The sequence below is a fragment of the Desulfobaculum bizertense DSM 18034 genome (genome assembly GCF_900167065.1).
GTDB lineage: Bacteria > Desulfobacterota > Desulfovibrionia > Desulfovibrionales > Desulfovibrionaceae > Desulfobaculum > Desulfobaculum bizertense.
The window spans coordinates 39,606-55,620 of record NZ_FUYA01000012.1; the positions used below are offsets into that span (position 1 = coordinate 39,606).

13 protein-coding genes are annotated in these 16,015 nt (G+C 49.5%); 6 read left to right on the top strand and 7 right to left on the bottom strand.

What is annotated here, in order from left to right; all coding sequences use genetic code 11:
- Positions 1-165: 165 nt before the first annotated feature.
- Positions 166-633 (top strand): CreA family protein, encoded by a 468-nt coding sequence (locus B5D23_RS13985; protein ID WP_078686078.1) that lies wholly within the window; start codon positions 166-168, stop codon positions 631-633.
- A gap of 44 nt (positions 634-677) precedes the next feature.
- On the opposite strand, the gene B5D23_RS13990 is transcribed toward B5D23_RS13985, so the two are convergent.
- The 5 genes from B5D23_RS13990 to B5D23_RS14010 all read right to left on the bottom strand — a co-directional run bounded on the left by B5D23_RS13990 (position 678) and on the right by B5D23_RS14010 (position 5,732).
- The gene (locus B5D23_RS13990; RefSeq protein ID WP_200803678.1) at positions 678-1,247 is read right to left on the bottom strand and encodes a recombinase family protein; all 570 of its coding nucleotides are present in this window, start codon (positions 1,245-1,247) and stop codon (positions 678-680) included.
- A gap of 650 nt (positions 1,248-1,897) precedes the next feature.
- Positions 1,898-2,587 carry a helix-turn-helix transcriptional regulator gene (locus tag B5D23_RS13995; protein ID WP_234985104.1) on the bottom strand — a complete coding sequence of 230 codons (690 nt, stop codon included), beginning with the start codon at positions 2,585-2,587 and terminating at the stop codon, positions 1,898-1,900.
- A gap of 106 nt (positions 2,588-2,693) precedes the next feature.
- Positions 2,694-4,028, bottom strand: a complete 1,335-nt coding sequence (locus B5D23_RS14000) for an L-cysteine desulfidase family protein (RefSeq protein ID WP_078686080.1) — start codon at positions 4,026-4,028, stop codon at positions 2,694-2,696.
- A gap of 18 nt (positions 4,029-4,046) precedes the next feature.
- Positions 4,047-5,258, bottom strand: a complete 1,212-nt coding sequence (locus tag B5D23_RS14005; RefSeq protein WP_078686081.1) for a dicarboxylate/amino acid:cation symporter — start codon at positions 5,256-5,258, stop codon at positions 4,047-4,049.
- Between the two features lie 93 nt (positions 5,259-5,351).
- Positions 5,352-5,732: a RidA family protein gene (locus B5D23_RS14010; RefSeq protein ID WP_078686082.1), complete on the bottom strand. Its 381-nt coding sequence runs from the start codon at positions 5,730-5,732 to the stop codon at positions 5,352-5,354.
- A gap of 253 nt (positions 5,733-5,985) precedes the next feature.
- Here B5D23_RS14010 and B5D23_RS14015 point away from each other — a divergent pair, with 253 nt between their 5' ends.
- The 4 genes from B5D23_RS14015 (at position 5,986) to B5D23_RS14030 (ending at position 11,529) form a co-directional block, all read left to right on the top strand.
- A complete protein-coding gene (locus tag B5D23_RS14015; protein ID WP_078686083.1) occupies positions 5,986-7,170 on the top strand; it encodes an efflux RND transporter periplasmic adaptor subunit in 1,185 nt (394 codons plus the stop codon).
- Between the two features lie 2 nt (positions 7,171-7,172).
- Positions 7,173-10,316, top strand: a complete 3,144-nt coding sequence (locus tag B5D23_RS14020) for an efflux RND transporter permease subunit (protein ID WP_078686084.1) — start codon at positions 7,173-7,175, stop codon at positions 10,314-10,316.
- Positions 10,317-10,523: 207 nt separating this feature from the next.
- A complete protein-coding gene (locus tag B5D23_RS14025) occupies positions 10,524-11,159 on the top strand; it encodes a division plane positioning ATPase MipZ (RefSeq protein WP_078686085.1) in 636 nt (211 codons plus the stop codon).
- The gene (locus B5D23_RS14030) at positions 11,149-11,529 is read left to right on the top strand and encodes a hypothetical protein (protein WP_200803679.1); all 381 of its coding nucleotides are present in this window, start codon (positions 11,149-11,151) and stop codon (positions 11,527-11,529) included. Before B5D23_RS14025 ends, B5D23_RS14030 begins: the two co-directional genes overlap by 11 nt.
- Before the next feature lie 233 nt (positions 11,530-11,762).
- Here the strand turns inward: B5D23_RS14030 and B5D23_RS14035 are convergent, their stop codons facing one another.
- The gene (locus B5D23_RS14035) at positions 11,763-12,851 is read right to left on the bottom strand and encodes a glycosyltransferase family 4 protein (RefSeq protein ID WP_078686086.1); all 1,089 of its coding nucleotides are present in this window, start codon (positions 12,849-12,851) and stop codon (positions 11,763-11,765) included.
- Positions 12,852-12,877: 26 nt separating this feature from the next.
- Complete coding sequence (locus B5D23_RS14040; RefSeq protein ID WP_078686087.1) at positions 12,878-14,059, bottom strand: M20 metallopeptidase family protein; 1,182 nt, start codon at positions 14,057-14,059, stop codon at positions 12,878-12,880.
- Between the two features lie 264 nt (positions 14,060-14,323).
- Here B5D23_RS14040 and B5D23_RS14045 point away from each other — a divergent pair, with 264 nt between their 5' ends.
- On the top strand, positions 14,324-15,424 hold the full coding sequence (locus tag B5D23_RS14045; protein WP_159446018.1) for a linear amide C-N hydrolase: 1,101 nt from the start codon (positions 14,324-14,326) through the stop codon (positions 15,422-15,424).
- Positions 15,425-16,015: the final 591 nt, after the last annotated feature.

Below are 16,015 nucleotides of genomic sequence, written 5' to 3' on the forward strand. Positions count from 1 at the left end.
ATACATTGTTTTTATTGAATTATTTTTTGATATGCTGTGCAAAACATGCGAAATCATGCAATTGCATGCATGCAAAAAATCACTGCCAGGAGATGCAAAATCTTGTGTTCTGGAATGGATCATGTTCATGTCTCAAGACTTTTTAGACAAGAACAAAGAGGTGTTATGCGCAAGAATATATGTATTTTTATGGTGCTGGTTTTTCTCTGCTTTCCTGCAATGAGTTTAGCTCAAGAAACCAGAACCATTGGGGAAGTCTCCACAGAATGGAAATTCCTTGGTCCAAATCATAAAATCAAAATATTTGCTTTTGATGATCCAGATATCCCACAAATTACATGCTATTTATCTCGTGCGGTAAAAGGAGGCATCAAGGGGGCTCTGGGTGTAGAAGAAGATAAAGCAAGTTCTTCAATTACCTGCGTACTTACAGGGCAGGTTAATGAAAACGAACTTCGGAAGCTCAAGCAGGGAGCCGAAGTCTTCCGCCAACGGGCATCCTTTCTGTTTAAAAGTGTAAAGGTTGTTCGTTTTATAGACTTTGAAAAAGGGGTCATCACCTACCTGACGTACAGCAGAAAAATTATAAGTGGTTCACACAAAAATTCTGTTGCAGCTGTCTGCTACAAATAATTGATAGCGTCCAATTTTTTCGAAGAGGGATGACACACTTTTCCTCATCCCTCTTCCCTCCCCTCTTCCGTAAGTATTCTATACACAGTCTGTCGGCTGACGCCGTACTCTTCCGCTAGTGCGGCTTTTTTTTCTCCATCTGCGCAGCGCCTTTTCAGCTCTTCCTTTTGCTTGGCTGAAAGTTTAGGGCGGCGGCCACAATGCTTTCCCGATGCCTGCGCCTTCGCGATCCCTTCTCTTTGGCGCTCTCGGATAATTTCTCGCTCGAACTGTGCTACAGCCCCAATGATTTGAAGCTGGAGGGTCTGGAATGGACTCTCGCCAGTATCAAAGCGCAAGTGTTCTTTATGGAATTCAACTGTCACCTGTTTTTTCAGCAATAGCTCGAGCACGTGGAGCAGATCCCCAAGGTTTCTCGCCAGCCGGTCAATAGAATGGACGTGTAGCGTGTCTCCCTTACGCACGTATCGAAGGCATTCCTCCAGTTTCGGGCGATGCCTTGTCGTTGCGCTCGCTTTCTCCTCAAAAAGTTCATCCAATTCTAGTCCATCAAGCTGGCGAGCAGTGTTCTGTCCTACAGTGCTCACCCTGACGTATCCAATTTCAGCCATCATTCGACCCCACTGTCACTAAAGCCTTAGAGCTTTCAAGAATAATGTTACAAAATACCATTTAGGACCTTTTGCAACAGCATAGCACAGCCTGTGTCGTTGAACCAATTTTTTCTCAAAAGGTATAGGTTTTGTGAAAATCATAGAGGGAAAGAGTGGAAGAAGATTGGGGGCCAGCCCCCAAGCCCCCGCGTAAGGGAATGATTCCCTTACGTATCCTCATCGAGTTTAAAAGCCGTTCAAGCTTCGCTTGCACGGCTTTTAAACTTAATGGGGCTGCCTAAAGCGGCTTCTTTCTCTTTCCCGTGTGTTCGTTCGCCACCATTTTTTTCTGAACGCGGGCGTTCAGAAAGAAAGGGTTGGAGCGCAAAGAAAAAGAACACACGTCCAGTTAATTAGGCCGAAAAAAAGGGGCCGAAATGGAGAGGAGAGCGTAGCTCTCATCACATTTCGGCCCCTTTTTTTCGGGCGAAAGCGGGATTCCCAAGGGCCTCGTCCTTGGGCGGGGTCAAGGGGCAGCGCCCCTTGCGGGGTTTGGGGCGGCGCCCCAATAGAAGAAAAAACCGCCTACCCTTGCGCCCCGTGCAGAGCACGAGACGGAGTCTTGTAGTAACCCAAGCACCCCACCCCAAAAAAACTTTTTCCTGCCTCGCCTATGCATCCTGTGTTTTCTGCATGTAGCGATACACAGTTGCCTCGGAGCTTGCGAGATACTTCGCAACGACGGAGACACTTCCTTTGATCAAAAAGACACCACGCCGGTTCAGCTCGCCGACAATCTCAAGCTTCTCTTCTGAAGTCAGACGATCAGCGGGAATGCTGTACTGACTGATAACGGCCTGAATAATGTTTTCAGTCAGTTCCTCAATGTTGTCATGAAAACTTTCAGCCTGGCCGACATGGTCGACGGGGTCTTCTGGCGCAAAGACGCGCTCATACCCACCATTCCCAATCACAAGATTCAAAAGCTCTCGAGCCTTAAATTGCTTGGTCACGTCCATATTCAAACAAATCATTCCAAGCAATTCCCCCTCAGGATCTTTGATAAAATACGTCGCAGAATGCAGCCGCTTTCCATCGCGCGAAACGGTGTCGTATTCCATAATATACGTCGAATCGACATACTTCTTTTCTCGCACGATGCTCAGCGCAAGGTCGGTAAGCGGAGCACCAACAGTCCGACCACTGATATGACCGTTGGCAATAGCAAGAACAGAGCGCTCCACACGTGAGGTGTCGTGCAAAACAACTTCACAATCCTTGCCCAAAAAATTCCCCAAAAAATCAACGAGAGGAATGTAGTCCTGAATCGACTGGCCCTGTGTGATGGTGTTCTGTTCCACAAAAAGTCCTTTTTTCAAAAGAAGATAAATAAAACAATGCTCTAGCACAAAAAAGGGGCGGTCTCCGTATGAGAACCGCCCCTATTCATGCAAGGAGAAGTCTGTCCTAGTGGACGAACTCTTCAGTTCCTAGCTCTGGAGTTCTCTCTGGAGCGGGCTTAGCGTTTTTTTTTGAAACCATAGTATCAAGGATAACCCGATCAGTCTCACGCATTCCCTCGGCGCCAAGGCGCCCAAGGTTCTGAATAGTCTGCTCAATGTCATCCGAAACGATACCTTCGCGCCCTGTGATTGTGTGTCCCTCAAGGGCAAGCATGGCGGCACGAAGTCCAGAGTCAACGGCGGAAGCGACCTTCAGGGCGCAACCATTTTTTGCTCCGTCGCAAATCATGCCAGCAATACTTCCAACCATGTTGTTGATAGTCATCACAACCTGATCAAAGCTACCACCAAGAAGATACACAATACCACATGCCGAAGCGGTTCCAGCCACGGTTGCACCACACAAGGCAGAGAGTCTGCCCAGGTTGTGCTTGATGTGGATGCTGGTGAGGTGGCTCAAAATAAGCGCACGAGTCAAACGCTCTTCAGAAACCTTAAGCCGATGCGCACAGGCAACAACAGGCATGGTACAGGTCAGTCCCTGGTTTCCACTCCCGGAGTTACTCATAACAGGCATCTGCACACCATGCATTCTGGCGTCTGCCGCAGCACTGGTGAGTTTGACTGCCTCATTCAGCAAATCGTCACCAAGAATATGCTTCTTGATGTTTTTTTCAATGGTTTTGCCAACCTGCAGCCCATAGTCTCCAAGAAGTCCTTCCTTGGCAACTGCTTCATTCATGCGAGCAGCTTCCAGAATGAAAGAAATTTCAGAGAAGGGAGCAGTTTCCGCAAATTCCACAATTTTTTTCATGCTCAGGGGCCACTCAGCCTGATGCCCAGCGTCTTCCCTGTGCGTGTCTACATGCTCAAGCACCTGTCCATTTTTTTCAACATGGACGATACCTGTATGTTCATCCTGCAAAACAACACGAGCGGTGTCGTCACCATTCTTTACAATAATTTCGCAGTAGAGCAGTGCATCGGTATTGGCAACATCAATATGCACCTTCCCGGCCTTGAGCATGGCATTTGCCTGCTCTACATGCTGTGGTGACAGGTCCTTGAGAACCTCCAGCATGGCCTCGGATTTTCCTCCAAGCGCTCCAACAGCCGCGGCAATATCAAGACCCCGCTGCCCGGTACCCGGAACACCAACGCCCATGCCATTTTTCAGCAAATTTCCAGAAATGTTTGCTTCAATGCTTTCTGGAGTCGCGCCTAAGGTCTCTGCGGCCTTTGCCGCTGCAAGAGCAATGGCAATAGGTTCAGTACACCCAAGAGCGGGAACAACTTCCCTGTGGAGGAGTTCGATAAACTGAGTCCATTCTGACGTCATGGTTCTCAACCTCGATGTTTACTTTCCGTCAATATGAAGAGGCTCTGCGCCGTGTTCGGCGAGTTCACCATGTTTGTTGAACATGCCTTCGAGCATCAGAGTAATTGCGCCGTCGCCTGTAACGTTACAGGCAGTACCAAAGCTGTCCTGAAGGGCAAAGATGGCGACAAGCAGCGCGACACCAGCGGGGTCAAACTGCAGAACACCAACAACAATACCCAGAGAAGCCATAACTGTTCCACCGGGAACACCGGGAGCACCAATGGCGAAAACGCCAAACAGGATGATGAACAGGAACATGGTGCTCATTGCAGGCATATGCCCGTAGAGCATAAGCGAAATCGTCATGGCAAAGAAGGTCTCAGTCAGCACGGAACCACAAAGGTGGATCGTCGCGCCAAGCGGAACCATAAATTCAGCAGTTTCCTTGCTCAGCACAGAAGACTGCTTTGCACAACTCAGGGCAACAGGAAGCGTTGCAGCGCTGGACATGGTACCAACAGCAGTCAGATACGCAGGTCCATAGTGCTTCACAACTTCCAAAGGATTTTTGCCGGAAATAAAACCAGCAATGGAATACAGGACGGTCAGCCAGATAGCGTGACCAGCCAATACCAAAACAATAATCTTCAGGAAGACCGGGAGCTGCTTTGTCAGGCTGCCCTCATACGCCAGACCAGCAAAGGTCGCAGCGATAAACAGAGGCAAAACCGGAATAACCATCTTCTGGATAACCTTGAGCATAATCGCTTCAAATTCCAGAACGGCTTTTTCAAAAAGCTCGGCCTTAGTCCAGAGAATAGTAACACCCAAAATAATAGCTGTGACAAGTGCAGTCATCACAGACATGATGGGCGGAATATTCAACTGGAACGTCACCTCTGGGAGCGCACGAAGTCCCTCAACGGAAGTTGGAACAGAAAGGTGAGGAATAATAATGTAACCAGCAATGCAAGCCATTGTAGCTGCGCCAACAGCTGAAAGGTAGGCAATTGAAATGCCAGCGCTAAGCATTTTGTTGGCGTTATTTTTCAGCTTGGTAATTGCCGGAGCAATAAATGCAATGATGACAAGAGGCACAGTGTAGAAAATAAACTGACCAAGGACGTGTTTAATGGAGCACACAACTTCCATGACTGAGGCATTGGCCAAAAGACCAATCACCACGCCAGCAGCCATGCCCATAAGAAGCTGTCCTATAAAGCCCCATTCACTTTTCTTTTTACTCATTGAAATCCCCTCTTCACGTAAAAAATTGACTCGAGTCCCGAAGCGACATTTCGGGACAGGCCACTCATCAGCGTGGCCCTTGCCCTCGCCAGCTTATGTTTCGGAGGTGGCAACAACTTCGATTTCGACAAGTGCATCCTTTGGCAGCCGGGCAACCTCAAAGCAGCTGCGAGCTGGGAAAGGCTCCTCAAAGAACGAAGAATAGACTTCGTTCATCGGGGCAAAGTTTGCCAAATCACTCAAAAAAACAGTTGTCTTGACCACCTGCTTCATGGATACACCAGCAGATTCCAAAATGGTTTTCACATTCAAAAGCGACTGTTTTGTCTGCTCCTGAATGCTCTGCGGCATTTCACCTGTACTAGGGCTAAGGGGTAACTGTCCGGAGGTAAAGATAAAATTGCCTACCTTCATCGCCTGGGAATACGGACCAATAGCAGCCGGGGCTGCAGATGTGTTGATGACATCGGACATTTTAAGAAATTCTCCTCTCAATATATGTTTACCTTTTTTTTAAATAAATCAGCTGCCTTAAATTTTCAATAAATTTTTATTAACGAGAGAAAAATTTATCATCAAAGAGCATAATTCATCGCATTTGCAGGGGCTTCTCCATATTTACTTTATAAAAAAACGTAGCGCAAAACAGGCTTTCTTCTTCCCTGAAAGCACGCATTAATGCTATAGGATTTAGTATACATATCTTTTTTCCTGGGAAGGAGCCTGTATGAAAGCGCATCTGAAATGTATCATTGGCGTGCTCTGTGTTTTTCTGAGCGCTTGCGGAGGGGGAGACAACGAGAACAAGGCGGCCATGCAGGCCGTTCCTGTAACAGCTGTTACAGTGGAAACACGAGATGTCCCCATCTACATGCAATGGTCAGGACAGATTGTTGCAAAGAATGCCGTTGATGTTCAAGCACGGGTAGAAGGGTACCTGCAAGACAGGCTCTTTAAGGAAGGCTCACAGGTCACTGAAGGTGACATGCTCTTTCACATAGACCCGCAACCCTTTGAGGAAGAACTGGCGCAAACAAAGGCAAATCTTGAAAGCAGCAAGGCAGAGCTGGCGCGGGCAACAGCAGATCTGCGGCGCTACCAAGAGCTCATTCGCCAGGACGTTATCAGCCGCTCCCAGTTTGACTCTGTGCGCACTGAGCAAGCGACTTTGCGAGCTGAGGTAAAACGAAATACGGCGGCGGTGGAAACTGCCAAAATCAATCTGGGCTACACGCGAATCGCTGCGCCCATCACCGGGAAAATTGGTGAATCCATGTATGATGTTGGAGCCCTTGTTGGCCCTCCATCCAATACGGTTTTGGCAAAAATTACGGCACTTGATTCGGTCTATGTCAAATTTGCCCTGAGCGAAAAAGAGTACCTGCTCTACACCCAGATTTGCGAAGACCAACACAGAAATCATGAAGGGCAAATCTTTAATCTTATCCTCGGAAACAGCCGCGAATACCCGCTGGCAGGCCGTGTAGACATGGCCGATCCGGAAATCAATCCCAAGACAGGCACCCTCGGGGTACGCCTCGAATTTGATAATCCAAACAACATTCTTTTGCCCGGGCAGTTTGCCACGGTGCGTGCGTTAATCCATACAAGCAAAAATGCTGTTGTCGTCCCAGCGCGAGCGCTTCTTGACATTCAGGGCAGCAAAAGCGTTTACCTCGTAAAAGACGGTAAAGCCATTGCCCACAGCGTTGAAGAAGGGCTGACAGTTGGCAAAATCGTCATCATTGAAAAAGGTCTTTCCAAGGGGGATAAAGTCATTCTTGGAGGACTCCAGCTCGTCCGCCCCAATGCGCCTGTTCAGGCCAAAGACGCATCTTACCCAGACAAAGAAGAGCCTAAAAAGCAAAAAGAAAGCGCTCCAGCGTTCCCACATCAGAGTGAGGAGGGCTAGCCGTGCTGGTTCATTTCTTTATTGATCGGCCCATTTTTTCGTCTGTTATTTCCATCATTATCACCTTGGTCGGTGCGCTGTGTCTCGTCTCTCTCCCCATTGCGCAGTACCCGGAAATTACGCCGCCATCTGTCATGGTCACAGCGACATACAACGGAGCCAACGCCTCTGTTATGGAAGAAACCGTTGCAGCACCCATTGAGGAGCAGGTCAACGGCGCGGAAGACATGCTGTACATGAATTCCATTTCTTCCAACAACGGCGCATACTCCCTGACTGTCACTTTTGATATTGGCACTGACCTTGATATCGCAACAGTTGACGTACAGAACCGCGTTGGTCTTGCCCAGCCCCAGCTCCCTGCCGATGTTATCAGCAACGGTATTTCCGTAAAAAAGCAGTCGTCGACCATTCTTATGGTTATGAACCTGACCAGCCCAGACGATTCGCGGGATTCCCTTTTCCTGGACAACTACGCCAAAATCAATATTGCCGACGTACTGGCACGCGTGCCGGGCGTTGGTAATGTTACGGTTTTTGGTGACAAAGACTACTCCATGCGTGTTTGGCTCAACCCTCAAAAGATGTCCAAACTTGGGTTAACTGTTGGGGACATTGCCCAAAGCATTCAGGAGCAGAACATTCAGGCGCCAGCTGGCCAGATTGGACAGCCGCCGACAAAAAACAAGCTTGAATTCCAGTATTCTGTCCAGGTGAAAGGCCGTCTTGAGGATCCGCGGGAATTCGAAAACATCATCTTGCGCACAAATTCAGATGGGACGTATCTGCGACTCAAAGACGTTGCCCGAGTGGAAGTCGGAGCCAAAAGCTACAGTAATTTTACCCGCAAAACGAACAAGGACTGTACATCAATCCTTATTTATCAGCTTCCTGACGCCAATGCGCTGGATGTGTCTGAGCGCGTCAGGGCGACAATGAAGGAGCTGGCGACCTACTTCCCAGAAGGTGTAGAGTATTCAATCCCTCATGACTCGACAGATTTTGTTATGACATCCATTGATGAGGTCATGCTCACACTGTACGAGGCCATGTTTCTTGTTTTCCTGATTATCTTTATTTTTCTTCAAAGCTGGCGAGCGACTATCATTCCAATGGTAACCGTACCTGTTTCTCTTATCGGTACTTTTATCATGTTCCAGGTCTTAGGATTTTCCATCAATACCCTCACCCTCTTTGCTCTTGTTTTGGCCATTGGTCTAGTCGTTGACGATGCGATTGTTGTTGTTGAAGCGGTGCAGCGACACATTGATGAAGACAACATGGAACCAAAAGCAGCGGCAAAGCTTGCAATGAGTGAGGTCACGTCACCTATTATCGCGACATCACTTGTTTTGATTGCCGTTTTTGTCCCTGTTGCCTTTATGGGTGGCATCACAGGTCGACTCTACCAGCAATTTGCACTGACCCTGTCCGTGTCAGTAGGCTTTTCAACCATCAACGCACTCACTCTCTCCCCTGCCCTGTCTGCGCTTCTTTTGCATAAGACGGAAGAAGGACATGGGCCGCTGGGGAAATTCTACATGGCGTTTAACCGCGTTTTTGACAAAGTCACAAAGCATTATGTCGCCGCAGTCCGCAAAACAGTGAGTAAACTTCCCATTGTTATTGCATTTATGACTATTGTCTGCATTCTGTGCTTTATGCTCATCAAAGTTTTGCCAACGGGTTTTGTTCCGGAAGAAGACCAAGGATATTTTGTTATTTCTGTAATGATGCCTGAGGGCACATCTTTGGAACGAAATGACCAGTTTATGCAAAAGGTTGAAAAATATCTAACAAAGGCAGATGGGATACGTGAATTTGTCACGCTGGGTGGCATGAACATCCTGACAGGTGGCACAAGCTCCTATACTTCAGCCATGTTTGTCATGCTAACGGACTGGAGCGAACGAGGCAGCGATGAACTGGCTTTGTCGAGCATCATGGCTAAAGCGCAACAGTACTTTATGACGCTTGGCGACGGGCTGGCGATCTGCTTTAACCCACCACCGATCAACGGATTGGGTGTTACTGGCGGCTTTCAGTATGAATTCCAGGACAGAGCAGGCCGAGGCATCACTGAAATGGAAGAGGCAGCCAAGCTCTTTATGCAAAAGGCTGGACAGAACCCGGACCTTGGACGCTTGTCCACGACCTTTTCTAACACGGTTCCCCAGATCAAGCTGGATCTGAACCGAGACAAGGCAAAAAACCTGCAAGTTCCTATCGATTCAGTTTTTCAGGCTCTGCAAGCGTTCCTTGGCGGCTATTACGTCAATGACTACAATAAATATGGCCGAACATATCGAGTCATGTTGCAGGCAGAGTCTCAATATCGGGAACAACCGCAAGACATAAACGAATTTTATGTACGCACAGCCAGTGCAGACATGTTGCCGCTTGGCACGCTGGTCGAGATTCACAAAATCACGGGACCGGAGTATATCCAGCGCTATAACATGTACCGAACCATTGAAATCAATGGTGGTCCTGCTCCGGGGAAAAGCTCAGGTCAGGCCCTTGCGGCAATGGCAAAAGAGTCCACATCTCTGGCACAGGGCTACGGCTACGACTGGACAGGCATGGCCTATCAGGAAATCCTTTCAGGCAGTCAGGCTGGCTTTATTTTCGCGCTGGCATTTATCGCCTGTACACTTTTCCTTGCGGCACAGTATGAGTCATGGACCATACCTTTTGCCGTTATTCTGGCCATCCCGCTTGGCGTCATGGGCGCCATGCTCTTCCAGTTCGCACGAGGACTGGAAAACAATGTCTATGCCCAGATCGGTCTGGTCATGCTCATTGGTCTAGTTGCCAAGAATGCAATCCTGATCGTCGAGTTTGCTAAAATGCGCTACGAGAGTGGCGATGTGAATGCCACAGAAGCAGCTGTAGAGGCAGCGCACCTCCGCTTCCGGCCAATTCTGATGACAGCATTCTCATTCATCCTTGGCGTTCTCCCGCTGGTCATTGCTTCCGGCGCAGGCGCGGCAAGCCGCCACTCACTTGGCACCTCGGTCTTCGGCGGAATGCTCATCGCAACGGTTTGCGGATGTTTTGTGACTCCAGCGCTCTATGTCATTTTTAACCGGCTTGGCGAATGGGGCAGCAAAAAAATAAAGAGGGGAAAAGTAAAAAAGGCATAGGCAAATCTCCCTTCAATTGAACACTCCACCGCTCCTCTGGAAACAGGGGAGCGGTTTTTTTCTGAGCTCTACTCTGCCATCGACTTGCGGACATGCGCGCGAGCAGATAGGCTTTTGGTACCAAAACGGTACATAATTAGTGCTGTTTTGGTACTAAAAGAGTCCACAACTGGTACCATTTTGGTACACAAACCCTGCTGAGGTTCTATGATTCTTCTTGTTGGGAGCCAAAAAGGTGGCTGTGGGAAATCAACGATGGCCGTAAACATCTGTGCCGCGCTGGTGTGCTCTGGCCATGACGTTGTCCTAGTCGATGCAGACCGTCAGGGAACAGCGGCCACATGGGCACAGGACCGCTCGGAAAACACAGACTTGCCTCCGGTGCACTGCGTTCAGCGCTATGAAAACATCCGCGAAACGCTTCTCGACCTTGGCAAGCGCTACGAGCATGTCGTTGTTGATGCTGCTGGTCGTGACAGCCGGGAGCTGCGTACAGGCATGACTGCGGCCGATGTGCTGCTGGTGCCCTTCCGCCCGTCCCAGCCCGATCTCGACACCCTTCCCGCGCTGCAGGACATCATTGTCCAGGCAACGGACCTGAACCCCAAACTGACGGCCAAAGGTCTGCTCACAATGGCCCCCACAAACCCGGTGGTGCAAGAAACCCAGCAAGCTCAAGATTACCTCCACGACTTCCCGGAAATAGACCTGCTCCAAAGCATCGTAGGTGACCGCAAAGCCTTTCGCGATGCCATGAGTGAAGGGAAAGGTGTGGTGGAAATGCACAATAGCAAGGCCAAGGCAGAAGTCGAAGCCGTTCTCCTGGAGGTCTATGGTGATTAAGCGAAGAACAACGCATAAGACACCCACAGCAGAAGAAATAGAACGCTTCGCAGCTGGAGCAGACACACTCCCCAACACAGCGACCAAAGCCACAACTCCACGCACGGCGAAGGCGAGACAGCCTGTGGCAGATAAAAAACCAAAGCTCACCCCGACAGACAAGGAGCAAACCGCGCAACAGAGAGGTGCGCATCTCCCCACCCTCCAGCCTCATGCCAAACGCGACTTCAAGGCTATCCGCGTCCCGTTCAACGAATTCGAATTCACACAGCTGGAGCAGATCGCCACAAAAACCGGCCGCTCAAAACTCAATTGCATCCGATGGGCACTCTCAAAGCTCGCAGAACAGCTCAAGGAAGACGACGCATAAATGGTACCAATATGGTACTATTTTGGTACCCCAATAACACTAAATAAAGTACTATATTAGTACCGTTTTGGTACCAAAACGGTACATATTTCCGATTCGACGAAAAGCCTAAGGACTTCGACCTCGAATCCTTCTAAAGGATATACTTGCTCCCGCACTTTTCCCATTGCCCACAAAAAAAGACCGCACAACGGCGGCCTTTTTCGTCAGTCAGTATATTCACGAGTCATGCATCACAACGAAAGACAACTCGCGATCTTCTCGCGCATCTGGGTCAGAAAACGCTCCCGTGAAAAGCCCTCGGCGTGTGCACGGCAACGCTCTGAAGAAAAGTCCTGAATCCGACTCTCAAATGAAAGAACAACCTCTTTCAGCGCCCCCACGCTTTGCTCGTGGAAGAACAGCCCTGTTTCACCATCCTTCACGGTCTCAAGTGCCCCACCCTTGCCATAAGCAAGAACAGGTGCACCTGCCGCCATTGCCTCCACGGGAACAATTCCAAAATCTTCAAGCCCAGGGAACACAAGTGCCTTACAGCGCTCAAGGTGATCCACAACCGCCTCCTGTGGCTGCCGCCCAAGAAAGCGAACAGAAGGACCAGCCATCGCGCGCAAGGCTTTCTCTTCTTTTCCACCACCAATCACCACCAGCGGCCGACCGAGTTCACTCAGAGCCTGCACGGCCAGATCCGGGCGCTTATACTCTGTTAGCTCACCAAGCATGAGATAAAAATCATCCCGGGGACGCGTTGCCGAAAACTGCTCCACATCGACAGGAGGATGAACAACATCAGCCTCCCGGCGGTAGTGCTTCTGAATGCGCTTTGCCACAAAAGCAGAATTCGCAACAAAGTGATCCACCCGGTCCGCACTCAGACGATCCCAAAGCCGCATGTAGTGCAGCATCGGTGCAGCCAGCAGCCGCTTCCATTTCGAAATGCTCGCCATGTATTCAGGATACATGTCCCAGACATAACGCATGGGAGAATGGCAATAGCACACATGCGTCGTTTCAGGACCAGTAATAACGCCCTTGGCCGGGCCTGATTCACTGGAAATCACCAAATCATAGCCCCGCAAATCAAACTGCTCCAGTGCAAGCGGCATAAAAGGCAAATAATACTGGTAGTACTTTCTCGCCCCTGGAAACTTTTGGATAAAAGATGTCTGAATTCTATGCCGCAGCAAGTCAGGCTGCATTTCCTCTGGAGCAAAGACATGCGTAAAGATGTCCGCCTCCGGAAAAAGCTCAGCCAAGGCTTCGAGCACACGCTCTCCACCCCGACGGTGCACCAGCCAGTAATGAACAAGGGCAACTTTCATAGATCCTCTTTCGTCCTGTCCGTGATTTATTTTTGGGCCAATGCGCGCAGTATATCCAGAGCTGCCTGAGAAAGATAGGCGGCACCAATGGGAAGAGCGTCCTCGTCAACGACCATCTTGGCGTTATGCATAGGAATTGCCTCAGTTCCAGGCTTATGCGTCCCAAGAAAAGCAAATGCAGAGGGTACCCGCTGGGCAATAAAAGCAAAGTCCTCACCGCCCATCGAGGGCATGTCAGCGATAACCGCATCCGCTCCTGCAACCTTGCGAGCTGCTTCCTGCGCAAGCGCGGTCATTCTCTCATCGTTATAGGTCACAGGAATGTCCAGCGTCACTGTGAAATCAATCTTTGCTCCGTGCGCAGCCGCAACGCCAGCACATCGCTGTTCAATCAGCTCATGGATACGCTTGTGCACGCCTTCATCAAGCGCACGGATGTTCCCCGTGATCCTGACCGTATCGGCCACAATATTCGGAGCATCTCCCCCTTCAATGGTTCCGATACTGATGACGGCCGTCTGCTGGGGAGAAATATTTCTAGCGACCACAGTATTCAGCGTCTGCACCAGTTCACTGGCAACAAGAATGGCATCAATGCCCTTTTCTGGCATTGCCCCGCCATGCGCAGCCTTGCCGTGCACAACAATTTCAAAAAGATCTGTGGCTGCAAACGCGGCTTTTGGAGTCAGAACAATCTTGCCTGTTGGAACGACCGAAAGCTGGTGCAAACCAAGAGCGGCGTCAACGCCCTGCAGCAGTCCCTCAGCACAGGCGCGTCTTGCCCCAGAAAAGCCATCAGGATCATCGTAGTTTCCCTCTTCCGAAGGCTGGAAAAAGAAACGGAATGTTCCAGAAAACTCCTCATCTCTCAAAAGCTTTACCACGCCAAGCAGCACCGCGGTGTGCACATCATGCCCGCAAGCGTGCATACAGCCCGGAACCTGCGACGCAAAGGGCAAATCCGTTTCTTCCTGAACAGGAAGTGCGTCCATATCAGCGCGGACCAATACAGTCGGTCCCTCACCTTTTTTCAAGTCGGCCACAAGACCAGTACGAGCGATGCCAGTACAGCTCAGACCAAGCTTTTCCAGTTCCTCCCGGACGCGAGCCGAAGTTTTGAATTCCCGGTACCCCATTTCCGGAAACTGATGGAAATGTCGGCGTAAGCTCGTCATTTCGTCTTTGATGGCTAATGCCTTGTTTTTCATATTTTTCCTCACTTATACGAAGTTTTTATGAGAGCTACGCCTCTCCCTGCCTTGAATCAAGTATGCCCACTTTTTTCTCGGGCGTTTTTTTCATACGCAAAGGAGGCTAAAAGCGCCTGTTGGAAAATATCCTTTCAAAACCATATGATTACAGAAAAATCCAACATACCATCTGGCAAAAATAAAGCTCTACAAGCAAGAATGTGGATTCTGTACCCCAAAGGCAAACTCATGGTACTTTGCTCCCCAAAAAGGAGAACGACTATGTTCAAATTTTTCATCATGTGCGCACTCTGTGCACTGGGGATCATACTGCCAGTTCAGGCGCATGCCTGCACAGGAATTAGCCTCCAGGCTGACGATGGTGGGATCTGCTATGGCCGAACCATGGAGTGGGGAAGTTTTGACCTCGAATCCAACGTCACGCTTATACCAAAGGGCACGGAGTTACATGCCCTGAGCCCCGAACAAAACGCCAAGGGAATGTCTTTTCGGGCGAAGTACAACGTCATGGGCATTAATGCCATTGGAAAACTTTTTCTCGTGGATGGGATAAACGAAAAAGGCTTGGCAGGAGGCTTGTTTTATCATCCTGATTTTATCGAATATGCCGAGTATTCGGCAAAGAATGCCAGTAGCACCCTTTCCAGTCAGGACGTGATGAATTTTGTTTTAGCAACCTGTCAGAGTGTGGCCGAGCTTAAAGAAATCATGGCCCCCATGAAGGTCATTGCGGTGACCGAGCCAAGGATACAGGGACCAGTTCCTGCGCACTGGATGTTTTGCGACAGCACAGGAGCGCGGGTCGTCGTTGAAATAAAAAACGGCATATGCAAATTTTTTGATGCTCCGCTGGGAGTTATCACCAATGCACCGACATATGACTGGCACATTATCAACCTGCGGAACTACATCAATCTTTCCCCGGTTTCAGTTCCCACCAAAAAATTGACAGAACTCGACTTTTCCCCTCTTGGGGGAGGAAGTGGCATGCATGGCCTTCCCGGTGACTTCACCCCACCCTCTCGCTTTATTCGCGCTGTTGCCTGGACTCAAAGCGCAAGAGCTTTGCACTCGGTCACAGAAGCTGAGTACGAAACTTTTCGCATTTTGGATAATTTTAACGTGCCTCTTGGCAGTGCCGAAGGAACAGGTGCAAAGCCGGACATCAAAGGCATGCGCAGCTCAACGCTGTGGACAAGTTGTTACGATCTTGGACACCGCATTTTGCTTTATCACACCCAGAACAATCGGCGTGTTCGCCGCCTCAAAATGGATGCCGTTGATTTTTCCAAGCTCTCCGAAATCACCTACATTCCACTCGACAGCACACCAGAACAGGATATTCTCGACATCACGCCATAGCACAAGCAGGCCCCCTAAAGCGGGGGCCTTTTTCATGCATTCACCAATTTTACCGGGGCTTTTTTTATGGCTTAGACTTTCTTGAGAGTTTTTCTTGTCTGCTCAGCACCCTCTATTTCGAACAGAATTGCCGTTTAAATCAATCCGAGAACAACTCTGTGAGGCATTCATCACACAGGGAGCCCCGATGCGTTACAGGGCAATTTTACCGTTTTATGGCTTTAAAAAATTATGTGCGAGGAAGAGAGGGCTGGGTGGATGGGTGGGTGGATGGGGAAGATTGGGGGCGCTGCCCCCAAGCCCCCGCGCAAGGGAATGATTCCCTTACGTATCCTCATCGAGTTTGAATTCCCTCCACGCTTCGCGTGAATGAAATTCAAACTTGGGTGAGAAAACGAAAAGAACCTCGTTCTCTTTCCCGTGAGTTGCCACCATTTTCTTTCTGAACGCTCGCGTTCAGAAAGAAAGGGTTGGAGCGCAAAGAAAAAGAATACACGCCCAGTTAACTAGGCCGAAAAAAAGGGTCCGGATGAGTGAAAGCCTCTGGCTTTCCCCTTCATCCGGACCCTTTTTTTCGGACGAAAGCGGGAT